Source organism: Maribacter aquimaris (assembly GCF_014596745.1).
In the GTDB taxonomy this organism is placed as follows: Bacteria; Bacteroidota; Bacteroidia; order Flavobacteriales; family Flavobacteriaceae; genus Maribacter_A; species Maribacter_A aquimaris.
The window spans coordinates 1-16,070 of record NZ_JABTCF010000012.1 but is presented as its reverse complement, the minus strand read 5'-3'; the positions used below and the strand labels follow the sequence as shown (position 1 = coordinate 16,070).

Here is a 16,070-nt window from a genome sequence, read left to right as displayed (position 1 = left end):
TTATTATGTACATATGTCCATACATAATAAATTTATAAAAAAAATATCTGCCTGTACTTTCGATTTATTAACGCTGGGCTATTTCCTGAATGGCATCCGACGGTATCCTATTCCCATCAAAATCATTATTGGCCAACCAAACCATGGCTTTGGCAATAGTCTCTGGATGAATTGTCTTGTATTTTTTCAAGGGTCCGGCCATAACAAGATTGGCCACTTTCATCAATTGTTTAAAAACCCATTCACCCAACCTTCTTTCCTCGCGTTTGCCCCCTATCAATGAAGGTTGTAAAATGTAGGTCCTGGGAATATGCGCTTCTAAGACCGCTTCTTCCATCTGGCCCTTAATGCGATTATAAAAGATGGAACTATTCGCATTGGCCCCCAATGCCGAGATGACAATAAAGGTATTTATTACATTTGATTTTGTGAGTAACGCCGCACTATTAGGAATACCAAAGTCTATTTTTTTATAGAAATCCTTATTCGGGGTCTTTGATTTTGTTGTTCCAATACAGCAAAAAACCTCATCGCCCTTAAAATCATCCCTATAGTCTTCCAAATCGAACATATCACCAAGATATTCCTCAATTTTAGGGTCCGTTATTCCCACAGAACTTCTAGAGAATAGTTTTATTTTGGAATACCTGGAATCATTTAACAGGAGTTCTAACAACCTACCTCCTGTCAATCCCGTTGCCCCTAAGATTATTGCTGTTTTCACCGCTGTTGAATTGGTTAAAAGTTGTTATAAATTTACAACATGAAAACGGATTTCCCCTTACGAAAGATCATACACGTAGATATGGATGCCTTCTATGCATCCGTAGAAGAGTTGGACAATCCTGAATTAATCGGGAAACCCCTTGCTGTTGGCGGTAATGAAATAAGGGGCGTAGTATCCGCAGCCAATTACGAGGCCCGAAAATTTGGTGTACACAGTGCCATGAGCGGGTATTTGGCAAAGAAATATTGTCCACACCTCACTTTTGTAAAACCACGTTTTGCCCGATACAAGGAAATATCAGGACAAATACGGAAAATATTTTTCGACTATACCGACTTGGTAGAGCCTCTTTCATTGGATGAGGCTTATTTGGATGTTACCACCAATAAAAAAGGAAACCCTTCGGCAACCTTGCTAGCCCAGGAAATCCGGAAACGCATTCTTGATGAAGTCGGACTAAAAGCCTCCGCCGGCATCTCAATAAACAAGTTCATTGCCAAGGTCGCAAGTGATTTCAATAAACCCAATGGCCAAAAAACCGTAAATCCCGAGGAAGTACCCCAATTCCTGGAAGACTTGGAAATCCGAAAGTTTTATGGGGTGGGCAAGGTCACCGCCGAGAAAATGTACAAATTGGGCATTTTTACAGGGAAAGACCTAAAACAAAAACCACTTGAATTTCTCGAAGAACATTTCGGAAAAAGCGGTTCCCACTATTTTTATGTCGTTCGGGGCATCCATACTAGTGAAGTAAAGCCGCATCGCATTCCCAAATCGGTCGGGGCAGAACGTACCTTCAGTGAAAACCTGAGTAGCGAGATCTTTATGCTCGAGCGGCTAGACCATATTGCGAACGAATTGGAAAAACGACTTAAAAAATCGAAAATAGCCGGTAAGACGATTACCTTAAAAATCAAGTATAGCGATTTCACATTACAAACCCGCAGTAAGACCCTACCCTATTTTGTGACCGACAAGTCGCTGATCTTGGAAACAGCCAAAGAATTACTCTATCAGGAAAAAATGGAAAATTCGGTGCGTCTTTTGGGTATTTCCTTGGCCAACCTAAATACCGACAAAAATAAAACCGAGACTAAAAAAGACTCGGTCTTGGTACAGTTACAGTTCGACTTTTGAACTCGTTTAAGACCTATCACCAGAACCTTCATTCCCGATTTTTTCAAACTCGGATTGGTACCTTTCCAAAAATTTGCGCTGCATGCTTTCCATTTGCTCACGAAAACGGTCTATATCCATAAAATCATGACCAAAATCGCTATCGAAGAAATCATCATTGAAAAACTGTTTGGTAAACAATGAATCCTTAGAAAACAGATCAGAAAATCCTTCATGGTTAAAATTTGAAAAACCGTGATAAAACCTAGATTGCATGGAATGTAAAATGCTATCCCTGTCCATAGCGGCCAGTTTGTCGAGGTCGGTACTCGAAGACCATGAATATATTGAATCATATCGAATGAGGTTCCCCTGTTCATCAAACTCCCTATTGACCTTCCAACTACCTTTAGGGGCCTCGGTAATTTCAGCCTTGGCATCACCATGGACATCATTCTTGTTTCGCTTTTCCTGACTATTGCAACTAATTGTTAGAAGTGCCGAAATAGCCAATACAACATACTTTTTCATGCTACAATGATTTTTAGGTTACTAAATTTATTTTGAATGATCTTATATTCAACATCCTAGGTTTTATATATACCGCCCGTTTCCCAATGTTTCAACAAGCGGTTTTCGTGTATTATTTTCGAAATCCTTTCCCCGTTCCTGTAATAAACACACTCCAGATAATTACCATCATTAACCTTGTCCAGCATTGGGAAGTCGTTTAAAATGTATTTTACGACCTCCATTTTTGTCGGATCCGGACTACCTTTTACCTTAACCCAATCACCTGGTTTGAATTTCCTCACTTTCATCGTCATCCTTTTTAAAAAATCACTATTCAATTCCAGAAAGTATTTTATTCGAATTAAAAAGGTTTTCCATCGCATATGAATTTCGATGCCATGAAGCAACCGTTAAACTAGGCCACCTCGATCATCCTGGTTTTTCGTTCGGCCTCAGGCCTCTTCCCCACCTTAACATCCAATATTCCATTCTTCATTTTGGCCTCTATACGATTTGGGTCGGCATTCGTTGGCAATGCGAATGCCCTATAAAATGAATTGCCCACAAATTCTGTTCGCACCCAGTTTTTATTTTTTTCCTCCAAGCTCTGGCTCTTATGACCGCTTATGATCAAATAATCATCCTCTATTTGTATTTGCACATCGTTTTTGTCCAATCCCGGTAAGGCCATTGAAAGCTCAAAGACCTTCTCTTCATCACTAATGTTCGTTGAAGGGATGGTGACCAATTCCTCATTGTTTTTATGCGGCAATAGCTTTCCAAAAAAGTGGTCTAAAAAGGGTGGTATTTTAAAATCCTTTCCTATTTCTTTTCCAAATACTTTCATCTTTAAGAAGAATTATGATTAACCGTTAAAATGTAATGGGAGACCGGCCCATCCGGCCTCCCATCTAAAACTTATTTAATCTCGATAATTCGTGGTGGCTTTTGAATGGCCTCCTCTTTTTTGGGAAGATGGATACTGAGGATTCCATCTACATATTCCGCCTTGATATCCTCTTCCTTGATGGTTTCGGGCAAAGAGAACGAACGTTTGAAGGAAGCGTACCCGTACTCCCTACGTGTGTAATTTTCTCCATCCCCCGTGTTCCCATTGGACTCCTTATTATCCTCATGGACCTCTTTTGAAATGGATAACACCTTATTATCCAAATCAATATGGAAATCGGATTTTTTCATTCCCGGAACAGCCATATCAACATAATAGGCATCCTTGGTTTCCCTGATATTCACTTTAGGGAGTGTAATACCCGTATTGAAATTGGAGGTGAAAATCGATGGAAGCTCCCTGTTGAACATTTCATCAATCCATGAAGACCATGCTGGAAATGTCAGGCCACTGTTGTTTGTTTTTGCCAAACTTCCATTTCCCGCTGTTACTAAATTACCCATAACGACAAAATTTTAAGTTAGACAATCATTTAAAAATCACTACAGTAGAAACAAATTGGGTGCCGAAATTGAAAAAATATGTCATAGGGGGAAAAGTTTTAAAACTATTTAAGAAAGTCAATTCCCAATTATTAAAGAAGTATTAAAAAAAAATGTCATTATGACATTTGAAAGTGCCAATTTTTCACCGAGAACGAAAAATGGGTTATCGTCAATACGCCATTCCAGACAGGCCATTGGGTACGCACATCATGTAGAAAGCCTCGATATATGGATTATATCGAGGCTTTCTTAAGAATGTTTGTTGGAAATTATTTTACTATAAGGGAATTGTCTGTTGCCGTAGGGTTTAAAGGACAAAAATACACATACTCCCCCTTTTCCAATTTGGTAGGTTTGGATTTTTGGGTCTTACCCGTTGCCACAGCCTCCGTGACATATGCCGTTTGAATATGGTTTTCCGGTTTACCAATGTCCTTTCCTTTTTCAACCAACACAAATCCGACATCATGACCCACGGCATTATTTGCGATTTCAAAAACGTATGTTCCTTCAGAAACCGTGATTTGTTTTTGGGTAAATTCCCCGGATGTTTGCTCCAAAGAAATCGTCTTTTGGGTCTTGTTCATCATTTTATCCTGGGCATTTACCGAAAATGCCGTTCCAAATGCCAATACTACCAATACTATAATTTTTTTCATCGTTTTAAATTTGTTATTTGTTATTAATACTTATTTATGCTTCTATAGCTTCCAATGTTTGGGCAGCTGGAAAATCGACTGGTACATCTGTTGTTTTATGCAAGTAGTTCGAAATCGTTTTGTCCCCTACCAATACTATCGTATCCACTAAATTGCCTTTACTCCAACCTGCACTGAAAAAATCCGCTATAACAGCTTCATCAGTAGCCCCACGATTTTCGGTAATGTTTTTGGCCAACCTTGCCAAAGCATCCAACTTGGTGTCGAAACTTGCTTTTCCTGAACGCAATTCCAAAATCTGACTATCGGTAAAACCATTCATTTTCCCTATTGCCGTATGGGCTGCCAAACAGTATGAACAATCGTTAACTTGACTCACTGCCAAATTCACCACTTCCTTCTCTTTGGCACTTAAGGATGTTTTTGCGTTGGCTAATGCCAAATAATTTTGCAGGGCATTTTCAGAATGTGCGTAGGTCGCATATAAATTAGGCACAAAACCTACTGCCTTTTCCAGATTGTCAAAAATTGCTTGGTTCGTAGCACTTACTTCTTCCCTTTTGGGTACATTAAAATCATTCATGTTTATGTTGTTGTTTAATGGGAATTATTGAATCCCTGTTTTTAATACTAATTAGAAGGTTATAAACGGTTTTTCCGCATCACAATAGAAATCGTGATGGTGTTCATGCGTACAGTAATTTTCTAGATTAAGGGTTTGGGGCACTACCCTTTTTGTCTTACCAAAAATCTCTATAAGGTTGAAAATGGATTTGATATGTTCTTTCATCTTGCTTTGTTTTATAATTACAATGCAAAGATGTGACAGCAATCAGGCTTTTTGTTATTACGCATTTCCCGACTACTTGTAAATATTTCCCTTAGTGAAGGATATTATGTGTTTCCCGGTATTCAGTTGGGGAATAAGAGGTTGCTTTTTTAAAGAACCGGCTAAAATGCGCAGGATCGTTAAATCCCAATTCGTGGGCTATTTCCTGATTTTGCTTGTCTGTGAAATTGATCAACCTTTTGGCCTCCAAAGCCAAACGGTCCAAAATAATTTGCTGAGGGGATTTTTGATTGTAGATCGCAAAAAGGTTGGAAAGTGTTTTTGGACTTTTGAAAAGCAACTCGGCATACTCACTTACCTTTCTTTTTGTTTTATAGTGTTCATCCACCAAAACATTAAACTTACGGATAACATCTATTTGATCATTATCCAATTTTTTAAGTATCAACTGCTCCTTGGCCAGCCTTGTTGACATTATTATCAATCTTTTCAATAACATTTGAAGCATGTCCCCTTGAATCTTATCCGATGTCGTAAACTCATCCTCAAAAATCCCATACAGTGTATTAAACTTCCGTTCCTGTTCTTTAGGTATGGTTATTATCGGCAAGTCTTGTGTTCCAAAGAACAATATACCATTACAGGAGACCTCGGCATCATGGTCCGAAATACAGTAAAATTCCCTGTTAAATAAAAAGGATGTTAACGGCAACTTGGTATTCTTATAAGAAATGTGTTGTAAATAGGTCGTCGTCGTCAACTGGTTTGGTTGTAATACTACAGGAAAACCATCAATAAGGATTTCCAGATTCTCGCGATTCCTGTTCCATAAAAAATTAATGGTCCCTGAAGTAATGGAAAAACCTTTACCCTCATTTTTAATGTCATCCGTCAAGCCAAAAATAGCTCCCAATTTACGGTTGTAAAATTCAAACTTCATACTTTGTTTTTATAATGCCATAAAGTATTAGTCTTACCCTGTTTGGATAACTTACTAAAAGAAAAAGCCCAAACACGCTTGTGTTTGGGCCTAGATCATTAGTATGGTCCTATTAAAATTACAGGCCTTTTATTTCGGTCACCCTTAAAGTGTTCACCATTCCCTTATCCTTGATCGGCATGGCGGCCAAACTGATAAGCATATCGCCTTCTTCCAAAAATCCTTTTTTACAGGCAATGACATTCACATCCTCGATGGTTTCATCGGTAGAAACATATTTGTCATAATAAAATGCCTTAACACCCCAAAGTAGATTCAATTGGGTTAATATTCTTCTATTGGAAGTAAACACCAAAATATAGGCACTAGGTCTCCATGCTGAAATTTGAAAGGCCGTATACCCACTATTGGTCAAGGTAGATATGGCTTTTGCCTTAATTTCATTCGCCATGATGGCGGCGTGGTAACAGACCGATTTTGTAATATATCTATTGGTTCTGATATGTGGTGGCTCTTGAGGTACGAGAATCAATTCGGAATTCTCAACGCTTGATAAAATGCTCGACATTTTCTCTATAACCTCGACCGGATAATTACCTACAGAGGTTTCCCCGGAAAGCATTACGGCATCGGCCCCATCCATAACAGAGTTTGCTACGTCATTGACCTCGGCCCTTGTGGGGGTAAGGCTGGTGATCATCGTCTCCATCATCTGTGTTGCGATTATCACAGGAATCCTGGCTTTTTTGGCCCTTAGCACCAATTTTTTCTGGATCAAGGGTACTTCATGCGCAGGAACCTCAACACCCAAATCACCACGGGCAACCATTAAACCATCGCAATATGATACGATCTTATCGATATTATCGACTGCTTCAGGTTTTTCGATTTTTGCAATAATCGGAATTTTATGTTGGCCATGTTCCTTGATGATGTTCTGTAGATCAATGATGTCCTGGCTATGTCTCACGAAGGACAATGCAATCCAATCAACATCCAGTGAAATAGCAAAAATGGCATCTTTGACATCCTTTTCAGTAAGTGCTGGCAAGGAAATATTCGTATTAGGTAGATTCACTCCCTTTTTGGACTTTAATGGTCCGCCTTGGATGACCTTGGCATGTACTAGATCTTTCCTATTGGTGGATATCACCTCGAACATCAACTTACCATCATCCAATAAAATGCGTTCGCCGGGGTTTACGTCTTTAGGAAAAGCGGCATAGTTCATATATACCCTTTCAGCATTTCCTTCGAAAGGCGTTCCTGTAACAAAATCAATTTCATCCCCAGGGGCAACAACTACCTCCTCAGCCATTACACCTACCCGCAATTTAGGGCCTTGTAAATCCCCTAAAATAGCAATATTGGTCTCCATTTCCGCATTGACTTCACGAATCATTTTTACACGCTCCGTTACATCTTCGTAATCGGCATGTGAGAAATTAATTCTAAATACATCAACCCCGGCCTTAATCATATCGACAATTACTTCCTTTGTACTTGTAGCAGGACCCAAGGTTGCAACTATTTTCGTCTTTTTTATTTTTGGCATCAATTAAAAAATTAAGTTGTTTCTTGATTTCAATGTATCTGCATCTAAACTGTATGCAGTTATTATTTTAGGTATGGTCAATAAATCTTTCACCAGGAAGGATGAATCTAAATCATCATCGTGTTCAATCTTGACAAAATAATCGACCTCTTTATATTCTGGCACCAAATAGTGTTTTGCAAATGAAGGCTCATCTTGAAAAAGTCCATCCCGTACCAAAAGTTCTTTTTTTATACTCTTATTGGCAATCAATGTCCAATACCGATCATGTTGTTCGTCTTGCCATTCAAAGAAAGGAAACGACTTATATTCAGACAGTTCCAAATCTTTCGAAGCCCTAACAAATGATGAATTGAGCACCATATTCAAGGCATACACAATCGAATAGTCCTGCATAGAACTATGTAAAGCGATTAGGGTAAAGGATTCCTCGTAAAAATCACCACTAATTTTATGCACTGCTGCCATATGCGTACAAAAGCGTAAATATATGATTAATAAAATATACAGCCTAAGCGACTATAGACTAAAGCCATTTTTGTTAAAACAATAATGGTATATTTTCAATTTATTAGTGCAATATTAACCTATCCTATCCTGAAGGGCAAAGAATGCACGTTTTGAAGCGCGTTCCTCAGCTTTCTTTTTCGATGTTGCCCGCGCTTTTGCAACAACTTTATTCCCTATGGATAGCTTTACGGCAAAATGTTTCAATTCATCCTTGCCGGTATCTTCATAAACATTATAATTGAACGGTTTTTTCTGTTTTTGGCACCATTCTATGATCAAACTCTTATAACTAATGACCTTACCTTCGAGTTGTTCAATATCAACATAAGGTCCAATAACCCTATCGTAGATGAATTTCTCAACATATTTATACCCTCGGTCCAAATAAATGGCCCCTACCAATGCTTCAAAAACATTGCCATGGATATTATCCCCAAAATGGGTCTTGGGAATTCTACTTTCGACAAGTTTGATCAAATTTAGATCTTTACCAAGTTCATTCAAATGTTCCCTACTAACAATTTTAGAGCGCATTTTGGTCAAGTACCCCTCATCCCCTTCGGGCACTTCATTATATAAGTACCTCGAAATTATGGTTCCCAACATACTATCGCCTAAAAATTCGAGGCGTTCGTAATTCATTGGGTTGCCCTTTTTATCTTTTCTATTTACCGATCGATGTAAAAAGGCTTTTTTATAAATTTCGAGTTGCTTCGGCTTAAAACCTAAAAGATCCGTGACACCCAAAAAAAAATCCCCATCCTGCTTAGGATGGGAATTAAATATATTGGATGGGAAATTCATAATCTTATTAACTGATTTTCTTAAAAACAACACATGCATTATGTCCTCCAAATCCGAAGGTATTACTCATGGCTACATTTACTTCCCTTTTTTGTGCTTTATTCAAGGTCAGGTTCAGTTTTGGATCAATCCTTTCATCGAAAGTCGTATGGTTTATCGTCGGCGGCACAATACCATATTTCATGGACAGGATAGACGAAATGGCTTCAATCGCACCGGCAGCTCCCAATAAATGACCCGTCATTGATTTAGTTGAATTGATATTGATTTTTGGCGCATGGTCTCCGAATACTTCGGATATTGCCTTAAGTTCCGCAACATCTCCCAAAACAGTAGCCGTACCATGGGTATTTATCGCATCGACATCTTCCGGTTTTAGACCAGCATTCTCCAAACAATTTTTCATAACCTGTACAACACCAATCCCATCGGGATGTGGTGCGGTCATATGGTACGCATCACTTGTCATTCCACCACCAAGTACCTCTGCATATATTTTAGCACCTCTTGCCTTGGCATGTTCATACTCCTCAAGAACAAGAGCTCCTGCCCCTTCTCCCAATACAAAACCATCCCTGGTTGCATCAAAAGGTCTTGAAGCGGTTTCAGGACTATCATTTCTAGTCGAAAGGGCATGCATGGCATTGAATCCGCCCATACCCGCCATGGTTACGGCTGCCTCGCTACCTCCGGTAACAATAACATCGCAATGACCCAAACGAATATAGTTGAGTGCATCGATCATGGCATTTGCCGATGAGGCACATGCTGAGACCGTTGTATAATTAGGCCCCATAAAACCGTGTTTGATCGAAATATTACCAGGGGCAATATCCGCTATCATTTTAGGAATAAAGAAAGGGTTGAACCTTGGGGTTCCATCCCCATTTGCGAAGTTTATCACTTCGTTCTGGAATGTCTCAAGACCACCTATACCTGCTCCCCAAATTACACCGACCCGAAATTTGTCAACAACATTCAGGTCTAACTTGGAATCAAGTATGGCCTCATCAGAGGAAACTAAGGCATATTGGGCAAATCGGTCTAATTTACGTGCTTCCTTTCGGTCGAAATAATCTTCAGCTTTGAAGTTTTTAAGTTCGCAGGCAAACTTGGTTTTGAACTTTTCCGCATCATAATAGGTCACGGGGGCAGAACCACTTTTTCCGCTGACCAATCCTTCCCAATATTCCTCAATATTATTACCAATAGGTGTCAAAGCACCCAATCCTGTAACTACAACTCGCTTTAATTGCATTGAACTAACTTTAAATTAATAAGCCAAGTGAAATTAAATAAAAATATCCATGCAGCATGTGTACCGCATGGATAATTATTAACGTATTCAAGAAATCATATGATTACTTCGCTTCTTCTATATAGCTTATGGCCTGGCCAACTGTTGCGATATTTTCAGCTTGATCATCAGGGATTTGAATATCGAATTCCTTTTCGAACTCCATAATCAACTCAACCGTATCCAGTGAATCCGCCCCTAAGTCGTTGGTAAAGCTCGCTTCTGAAACCACTTCGTTTTCATCAACTCCTAATTTATCAACGATGATAGCCTTAACTCTTGATGCAATGTCTGACATAATAATTTTGGTTTTTAAAATTTAAATTGTTGGCAAAAATAAAAAACTTTGGTGTTAATAATACCTTTTGTGGTTAATAATGTTAGTAATTTAAGAAATTTAAACACAAGTGTATTAATTTAGCCAAAATATTTTCTTCGGTAACGGTGTGGAAAAGGAAAGCAAAGATTATGGATTTTAGCCCTTTTTAATATTTGAGAGTGCCTGCTATGTTCTCTAATCCCGGTTTCTTTCCCTAGTCGCCCTACCGATAATAAAAACTATATTCTTCTAAAAAAATCCTACTCTTTTGAAAACCAAACAAATTATTTTATTTGCCTCTGGTTCTGGATCCAATGTTGAAAATATAATCCACTATTTTCAGGATAAGCCAAACGTTACTATAGCCATGGTATTGACTAACAAAAGCAATGCCAAAGTTTTAGAACGATGCAATAGATTAAATATCAGTGCTTTATATTTCAATAAAACTGCATTTAAAGAAACAGACTGCGTCCTTGATATTTTAAAATGTGCCAAACCGGATTTAATTGTCTTAGCTGGGTTTTTATGGAAAGTCCCTGAAAATATCATCAAAGCGTTCCCGAACAAAATCATCAATATCCATCCTGCCCTCTTACCAAAATACGGTGGTAAAGGCATGTACGGGGACAACGTTCACAAAGCTGTAAAAACGAACAAGGATGGTGAATCGGGTATCACCATTCACTATGTAAATGAGCATTATGATGATGGGGCGATAATCCATCAGGCGAAAACTAAAATAGTTTCCGAAGACAAGGTGGCAGACATCGCAGCGAAGGTACATGCATTGGAGTATGACCATTTTCCCAAAGTCATAGAACAACTGTTATTGGCCCAATAATGGCAAAAAAGACGAAATTTTATGTGGTTTGGAAAGGCAAACGCCCAGGGGTTTACTCCACTTGGAGCGATTGCAAGGCAGCAATTAGCGGCTACAAAGGTGCCCAATACAAGTCATTTGCCACTTTTGATATGGCAAAAAAGGCCTATAACTCCGATTACGAATCATATAAAGGCAAAAAGAGCTCCACCGCAAGATTAACCCCGGAACAACTTCAGAAAATAGGGAAACCAAATTACCACTCCATTTCGGTAGATGCCGCATCCAGCGGCAATCCTGGTATTATGGAATATCAGGGCGTCGACACCAAAACTGGCAAAGTACTATTTAAACAAGGGCCTTTTCAACAAGGAACCAATAATATTGGTGAATTTTTGGCCATTGTTCATGGGTTGGCCTTTTTAAAACAACAGAAAAGCGATCGTATCATTTATACCGACTCAAGAACAGCTATGAGTTGGATCCGAAAAAAAACCTGCAATACGAAGTTAGTGGAAACACCCAAGAACAAAGACCTATTCGATTTGGTCCGAAGGGCCCTTGAATGGTTGGACAAAAACACTTATAACACAACGGTCGTTAAATGGGAAACCAAGGCCTGGGGTGAAATTCCCGCAGATTTTGGAAGAAAATAAAGCTTTGACAACTTTTTACAATAAGGCCACATCCCTATGGATTTTAGCCCATCATTAATGTATATTTGCAGCAAAATTCTAATGTAATGGGCAAATTACTGATTGTCGGCACTGTCGCCTTCGATGCTATTGAAACACCTTTTGGTAAAACGGATAAGATTTTGGGCGGTGCAGCTACCTATATTGGCCTTTCGGCTTCCCAATTTGATGTACAATCAGCTATCGTTTCCGTAGTTGGCGACGATTTTCCGCAAGAATATATCGATCTTCTTAAAAATAAAAATATCGACACCTCATCACTTGAAGTGGTGAAGGGTGGCAAGACCTTTTTTTGGAAGGGAAAATACCACAACGATTTGAATTCCAGGGACACCTTGGTCACCGAGTTGAACACCCTGGCCGATTTTAACCCTGTGGTACCCAATGATTTCAAGGATGCCGACGTGGTCATGTTGGGCAACTTGCACCCCAATGTTCAAATGAGTGTAATCGACCAAATGACCAAAAGACCCAAATTGGTTATTTTGGATACCATGAATTTTTGGATGGACAATACCCTCGAAGAATTGATGAAGGTCATAAAACACACCGATGTTATTACCATCAATGATGAAGAGGCACGACAACTGACCAATGAGTACTCCTTGGTAAAGGCTGCTGGAAAAATTCAAAAAATGGGGCCTAAATATGTGGTAATCAAAAAAGGGGAACATGGTGCCCTTTTGTTCAATGAAGACAATGTTTTCTTTGCACCGGCCTTACCACTAGAAGAAGTTTTTGACCCAACTGGGGCGGGAGACACTTTCGCTGGTGGTTTTTCGGGATATTTGGCAGCCACTGAAAACACATCATTCAACAATATTAAGAATGCGGTCATTCACGGCTCTAATCTTGCCTCTTTTTGTGTTGAACGTTTCGGTACCGAAAGAATGCAAAATCTGGACAAGGATGAAGTGAACAGGAGAATGCTTCAATTCAAGGCATTGACACAATTTGATATTGAAATACAATAACAATGATACGCCCTGCAACAATTGCCAGGGCTTTTTTAATCTAAAGAAGCGATGAGCGACGCAATTAAGCATGAATGTGGTATTTCGGTAATCCGTTTACTAAAACCTTTATCCTATTATAAAGAAAAATACGGTACGGCTTTCTATGGGGTAAACAAGATGTACCTTATGATGGAGAAACAGCACAACCGCGGTCAGGACGGTGCTGGTTTTGCGAGTATCAAATTGGATATGGATCCCGGTGAGCGCTATATGAGCAGGGTACGCTCGATACAACAACAGCCGATTCAGGATATTTTTGATCAAATCAATGACCGTATCAATACTGCTTTTAAGGAACACCCTGAATATCAAGAGGATGTTGCCGCACAGAAAAAAAACATACCCTATATTGGTGAAGTATTATTAGGACATGTACGTTATGGTACTTTTGGCAAGAATAGTATTGAAAACGTACACCCTTTTCTTAGACAGAACAATTGGATGCACCGTAACCTTATCGTTGCCGGTAATTTCAATATGACCAATGTGGATGAGCTTTTCGACAATCTTGTACAACTCGGGCAACACCCTAAGGAAATGGCCGACACCGTAACGGTGATGGAGAAAATTGGTCATTTTTTGGATGATGCCGTAGCCAAACTCTATAAACAAATAAAGAAAGAAGGCTTCAATAAAATGGAAGCCTCACCCTTAATCGCAAAAAGATTAAAGCTCAATAAAATACTACGAAGGGCAGCAAAGAACTGGGATGGTGGTTATACCATGGCCGGTATGTTGGGCCATGGGGACGCTTTTGTGCTAAGGGACCCTTCCGGTATCAGACCCGCCTATTACTACAAAGATGACGAGGTAGTCGTGGTCGCTTCTGAAAGACCGGCCATACAAACCGTATTCAATGTTCCTTTTGAAAAGGTCAAGGAACTTGACCCGGGTCATGCCATGATCATCAAAAAGGATGGTAGTGCTTCAATCACTGAGATATTAAAGCCTAAGGAAAGAAAAGCATGTTCCTTTGAACGCATCTATTTTTCAAGGGGTAGTGACAAGGAAATCTACCAAGAGCGCAAGAAACTTGGTAAACTTCTTTTCCCCCAGATCCTGAAGGCCATCAACCACGATATAAAAAATACCGTTTTTTCCTATATACCGAATACGGCAGAGACATCTTTCTTTGGCATGGTCAAGGAGGCGCAGAACTATTTGAACAAAAAGAAGGAGGAACAAATATTATCCATCGGTACTAAAATCACAAGTGAGGAGCTTCATGAAATTCTGGCGGTAAGACCCAGGATTGAAAAAGTAGCCATAAAGGATGCCAAGCTAAGGACCTTTATAACCCAGGACAGTAGCAGGGATGATTTGGTCGCACATGTTTATGACATCACCTACGGTTCAGTAAAAAAGAATGATAACCTTGTTATCATTGATGACAGTATCGTACGGGGAACAACACTTAAAAAAAGCATCCTACGGATATTAGATCGCTTATCGCCTAAAAAAATCATTGTAGTTTCCTCGGCCCCGCAGATTCGATACCCGGATTGCTATGGTATTGACATGGCTAAATTAGAGGATTTCATTGCCTTTAAGGCTGCTCTCGCCCTGCACCAAGACAACAATACCATGGATCAGGTAACTGCCATTTACAATAAATGTCTTTCCCAGCTCAATGTAAAGGAAGATGAAATCGTTAATTATGTCAAGGATTTCTACGCACCTTTTACCGCCCAACAAATATCCGATAAAATAGGAGAGCTCTTGAGCCCCATCGATATTAAAGCCGAGGTCAAGATCATTTATCAAACGATAGAAAACCTACATGAAGCCTGTCCTAAAAATCTAGGGGATTGGTATTTTACCGGCAACTATCCAACAAAAGGGGGTAATAGGGTTGTAAACAAAGCATTTATCAACTTCTACCAAGGAAAGAACGAAAGGGCTTATTAGTACACTTTATCGATGAAATACATAATAAATGTGCATTTCATCGATAATTTAAGTGTTTTATCGTCTTTATAGTCAAGAACGAAACCTACCCACCTACTTTAGACCTGCCATAGCATAAGTAGGTTAAGTTCATGGTAAGATTTGGGGCAAAAAAGGTGGAGACTTCTCCACCTTTTTTATTGCGCTTAATCGAACTTCATTTCCATCGATTTATAGGATCAAGAACAATTTCTGGGCATTTGGATATTTATGCAAATAGTTGGGTTAACCCATATAAGGGTTATGACCAATTGTTGAGTTTATGCAAGGATCATTGTCAATCTGGAAAGGAAGAATGCTATATTTTTCAACCCCCTGAGCGGGGTGCTAAAGAAGGAAGGGCCTATTTTTGATTTCGTTTTAAATCAAGTGGTTTCCGCATTGGGGGGAAAGCCGTCCACAGAGTGGAATGCGGAGCGAAGCCACAGACTTCGCACAGCCGAATTACACTTTAGATGTCCTAGGAAGTGTTCGTTGGCAAGCCAAGGCTACTGCTGGCCCCTCATAACCAAGGCACACCACACCTTGGTTTTTCGGTCCTGCTTCTTTTTTATTCATCGGCATGTCTATTGTTTTTTAACGGTATTCATGAATGCTATGCATTTGAGGCAATGCAAAAAAGAACAGCACACGAACCTCGGGATAGTTTATGCGTTTTTTTTCCAATTCACACCCAACTTTTGGGATTGATCCTAGTTTTCCACCTAATCGAACACTTTAACCAAGTATCAGGAAGTTTGTCTAATACCTTTCCATACCCTTAAGTTATACCCTATGTTTGTAGGACCATAGCATAAGTAGGTTAAGTTCATGGTAAGATTTGGGGAAAAAGGTAGGACATTGTCCTACCTTTTTATTTTTACACTATTCCGCCCCCTATCCAGATTGTCCATAAAACATTACA

At 39.4% G+C, this 16,070-nt stretch carries 19 protein-coding genes; 5 read left to right on the top strand and 14 right to left on the bottom strand.

The genetic code is table 11. The annotated features are described in order from the left end of the window. Positions 1-67: 67 nt before the first annotated feature. A complete protein-coding gene (locus tag HPE56_RS16505; RefSeq protein WP_188244859.1) occupies positions 68-724 on the bottom strand; it encodes an NAD(P)H-binding protein in 657 nt (218 codons plus the stop codon). A gap of 39 nt (positions 725-763) precedes the next feature. Here HPE56_RS16505 and dinB point away from each other — a divergent pair, with 39 nt between their 5' ends. Beyond that, on the top strand, positions 764-1,864 hold the full coding sequence (gene dinB / locus HPE56_RS16500; protein WP_188244858.1) for a DNA polymerase IV: 1,101 nt from the start codon (positions 764-766) through the stop codon (positions 1,862-1,864). 6 nt (positions 1,865-1,870) lie between these two features. Here dinB and HPE56_RS16495 read toward each other — a convergent pair whose 3' ends face one another. The 13 genes from HPE56_RS16495 to HPE56_RS16435 form a co-directional block, all read right to left on the bottom strand. Next, positions 1,871-2,374 (bottom strand): hypothetical protein, encoded by a 504-nt coding sequence (locus HPE56_RS16495; RefSeq protein ID WP_188244857.1) that lies wholly within the window; start codon positions 2,372-2,374, stop codon positions 1,871-1,873. A gap of 56 nt (positions 2,375-2,430) precedes the next feature. Further along, positions 2,431-2,664: a hypothetical protein gene (locus tag HPE56_RS16490; RefSeq protein ID WP_188244856.1), complete on the bottom strand. Its 234-nt coding sequence runs from the start codon at positions 2,662-2,664 to the stop codon at positions 2,431-2,433. Positions 2,665-2,771: 107 nt separating this feature from the next. Continuing rightward, positions 2,772-3,203 (bottom strand): Hsp20/alpha crystallin family protein, encoded by a 432-nt coding sequence (locus HPE56_RS16485; RefSeq protein ID WP_188244855.1) that lies wholly within the window; start codon positions 3,201-3,203, stop codon positions 2,772-2,774. A 71-nt stretch (positions 3,204-3,274) separates the two neighbouring features. Then, positions 3,275-3,769, bottom strand: coding sequence for an Hsp20/alpha crystallin family protein (locus HPE56_RS16480; protein ID WP_188244854.1), 495 nt, complete (start codon positions 3,767-3,769; stop codon positions 3,275-3,277). A 311-nt stretch (positions 3,770-4,080) separates the two neighbouring features. After that, positions 4,081-4,470 carry a cupredoxin domain-containing protein gene (locus HPE56_RS16475; RefSeq protein WP_188244853.1) on the bottom strand — a complete coding sequence of 130 codons (390 nt, stop codon included), beginning with the start codon at positions 4,468-4,470 and terminating at the stop codon, positions 4,081-4,083. Between the two features lie 34 nt (positions 4,471-4,504). After that, positions 4,505-5,053, bottom strand: coding sequence for a carboxymuconolactone decarboxylase family protein (locus HPE56_RS16470; RefSeq protein ID WP_188244852.1), 549 nt, complete (start codon positions 5,051-5,053; stop codon positions 4,505-4,507). A 51-nt stretch (positions 5,054-5,104) separates the two neighbouring features. Beyond that, positions 5,105-5,260: a hypothetical protein gene (locus tag HPE56_RS16465; RefSeq protein WP_188244851.1), complete on the bottom strand. Its 156-nt coding sequence runs from the start codon at positions 5,258-5,260 to the stop codon at positions 5,105-5,107. A gap of 91 nt (positions 5,261-5,351) precedes the next feature. Continuing rightward, the gene (locus HPE56_RS16460; protein WP_188244850.1) at positions 5,352-6,200 is read right to left on the bottom strand and encodes a helix-turn-helix domain-containing protein; all 849 of its coding nucleotides are present in this window, start codon (positions 6,198-6,200) and stop codon (positions 5,352-5,354) included. Positions 6,201-6,318: 118 nt separating this feature from the next. After that, entirely contained in the window at positions 6,319-7,755 is a 1,437-nt protein-coding gene (gene pyk / locus HPE56_RS16455; RefSeq protein WP_188244849.1) for a pyruvate kinase, read from the bottom strand. A gap of 3 nt (positions 7,756-7,758) precedes the next feature. Next, positions 7,759-8,223, bottom strand: a complete 465-nt coding sequence (locus HPE56_RS16450) for an IPExxxVDY family protein (protein WP_188244848.1) — start codon at positions 8,221-8,223, stop codon at positions 7,759-7,761. Between the two features lie 114 nt (positions 8,224-8,337). Then, positions 8,338-9,069, bottom strand: coding sequence for a ribonuclease III (gene rnc / locus HPE56_RS16445; protein ID WP_188244847.1), 732 nt, complete (start codon positions 9,067-9,069; stop codon positions 8,338-8,340). 7 nt (positions 9,070-9,076) lie between these two features. Then, entirely contained in the window at positions 9,077-10,327 is a 1,251-nt protein-coding gene (gene fabF, locus HPE56_RS16440) for a beta-ketoacyl-ACP synthase II (RefSeq protein WP_188244846.1), read from the bottom strand. A gap of 103 nt (positions 10,328-10,430) precedes the next feature. Then, positions 10,431-10,664: an acyl carrier protein gene (locus HPE56_RS16435; protein WP_047247024.1), complete on the bottom strand. Its 234-nt coding sequence runs from the start codon at positions 10,662-10,664 to the stop codon at positions 10,431-10,433. Positions 10,665-10,953: 289 nt separating this feature from the next. Between HPE56_RS16435 and purN the strand changes: the two genes are divergently transcribed. The 4 genes from purN to HPE56_RS16415 all read left to right on the top strand — a co-directional run bounded on the left by purN (position 10,954) and on the right by HPE56_RS16415 (position 15,127). After that, positions 10,954-11,529 (top strand): phosphoribosylglycinamide formyltransferase, encoded by a 576-nt coding sequence (purN, locus tag HPE56_RS16430; protein ID WP_188244845.1) that lies wholly within the window; start codon positions 10,954-10,956, stop codon positions 11,527-11,529. After that, complete coding sequence (locus HPE56_RS16425) at positions 11,529-12,164, top strand: ribonuclease H1 domain-containing protein (RefSeq protein ID WP_188244844.1); 636 nt, start codon at positions 11,529-11,531, stop codon at positions 12,162-12,164. The genes purN and HPE56_RS16425 overlap by 1 nt, the downstream gene beginning before the upstream one ends. 86 nt (positions 12,165-12,250) lie before the next feature. Beyond that, on the top strand, positions 12,251-13,177 hold the full coding sequence (locus HPE56_RS16420; protein ID WP_188244843.1) for a PfkB family carbohydrate kinase: 927 nt from the start codon (positions 12,251-12,253) through the stop codon (positions 13,175-13,177). Positions 13,178-13,228: 51 nt separating this feature from the next. Then, on the top strand, positions 13,229-15,127 hold the full coding sequence (locus tag HPE56_RS16415) for an amidophosphoribosyltransferase (protein WP_188244842.1): 1,899 nt from the start codon (positions 13,229-13,231) through the stop codon (positions 15,125-15,127). Positions 15,128-16,070 lie beyond the last annotated feature (943 nt).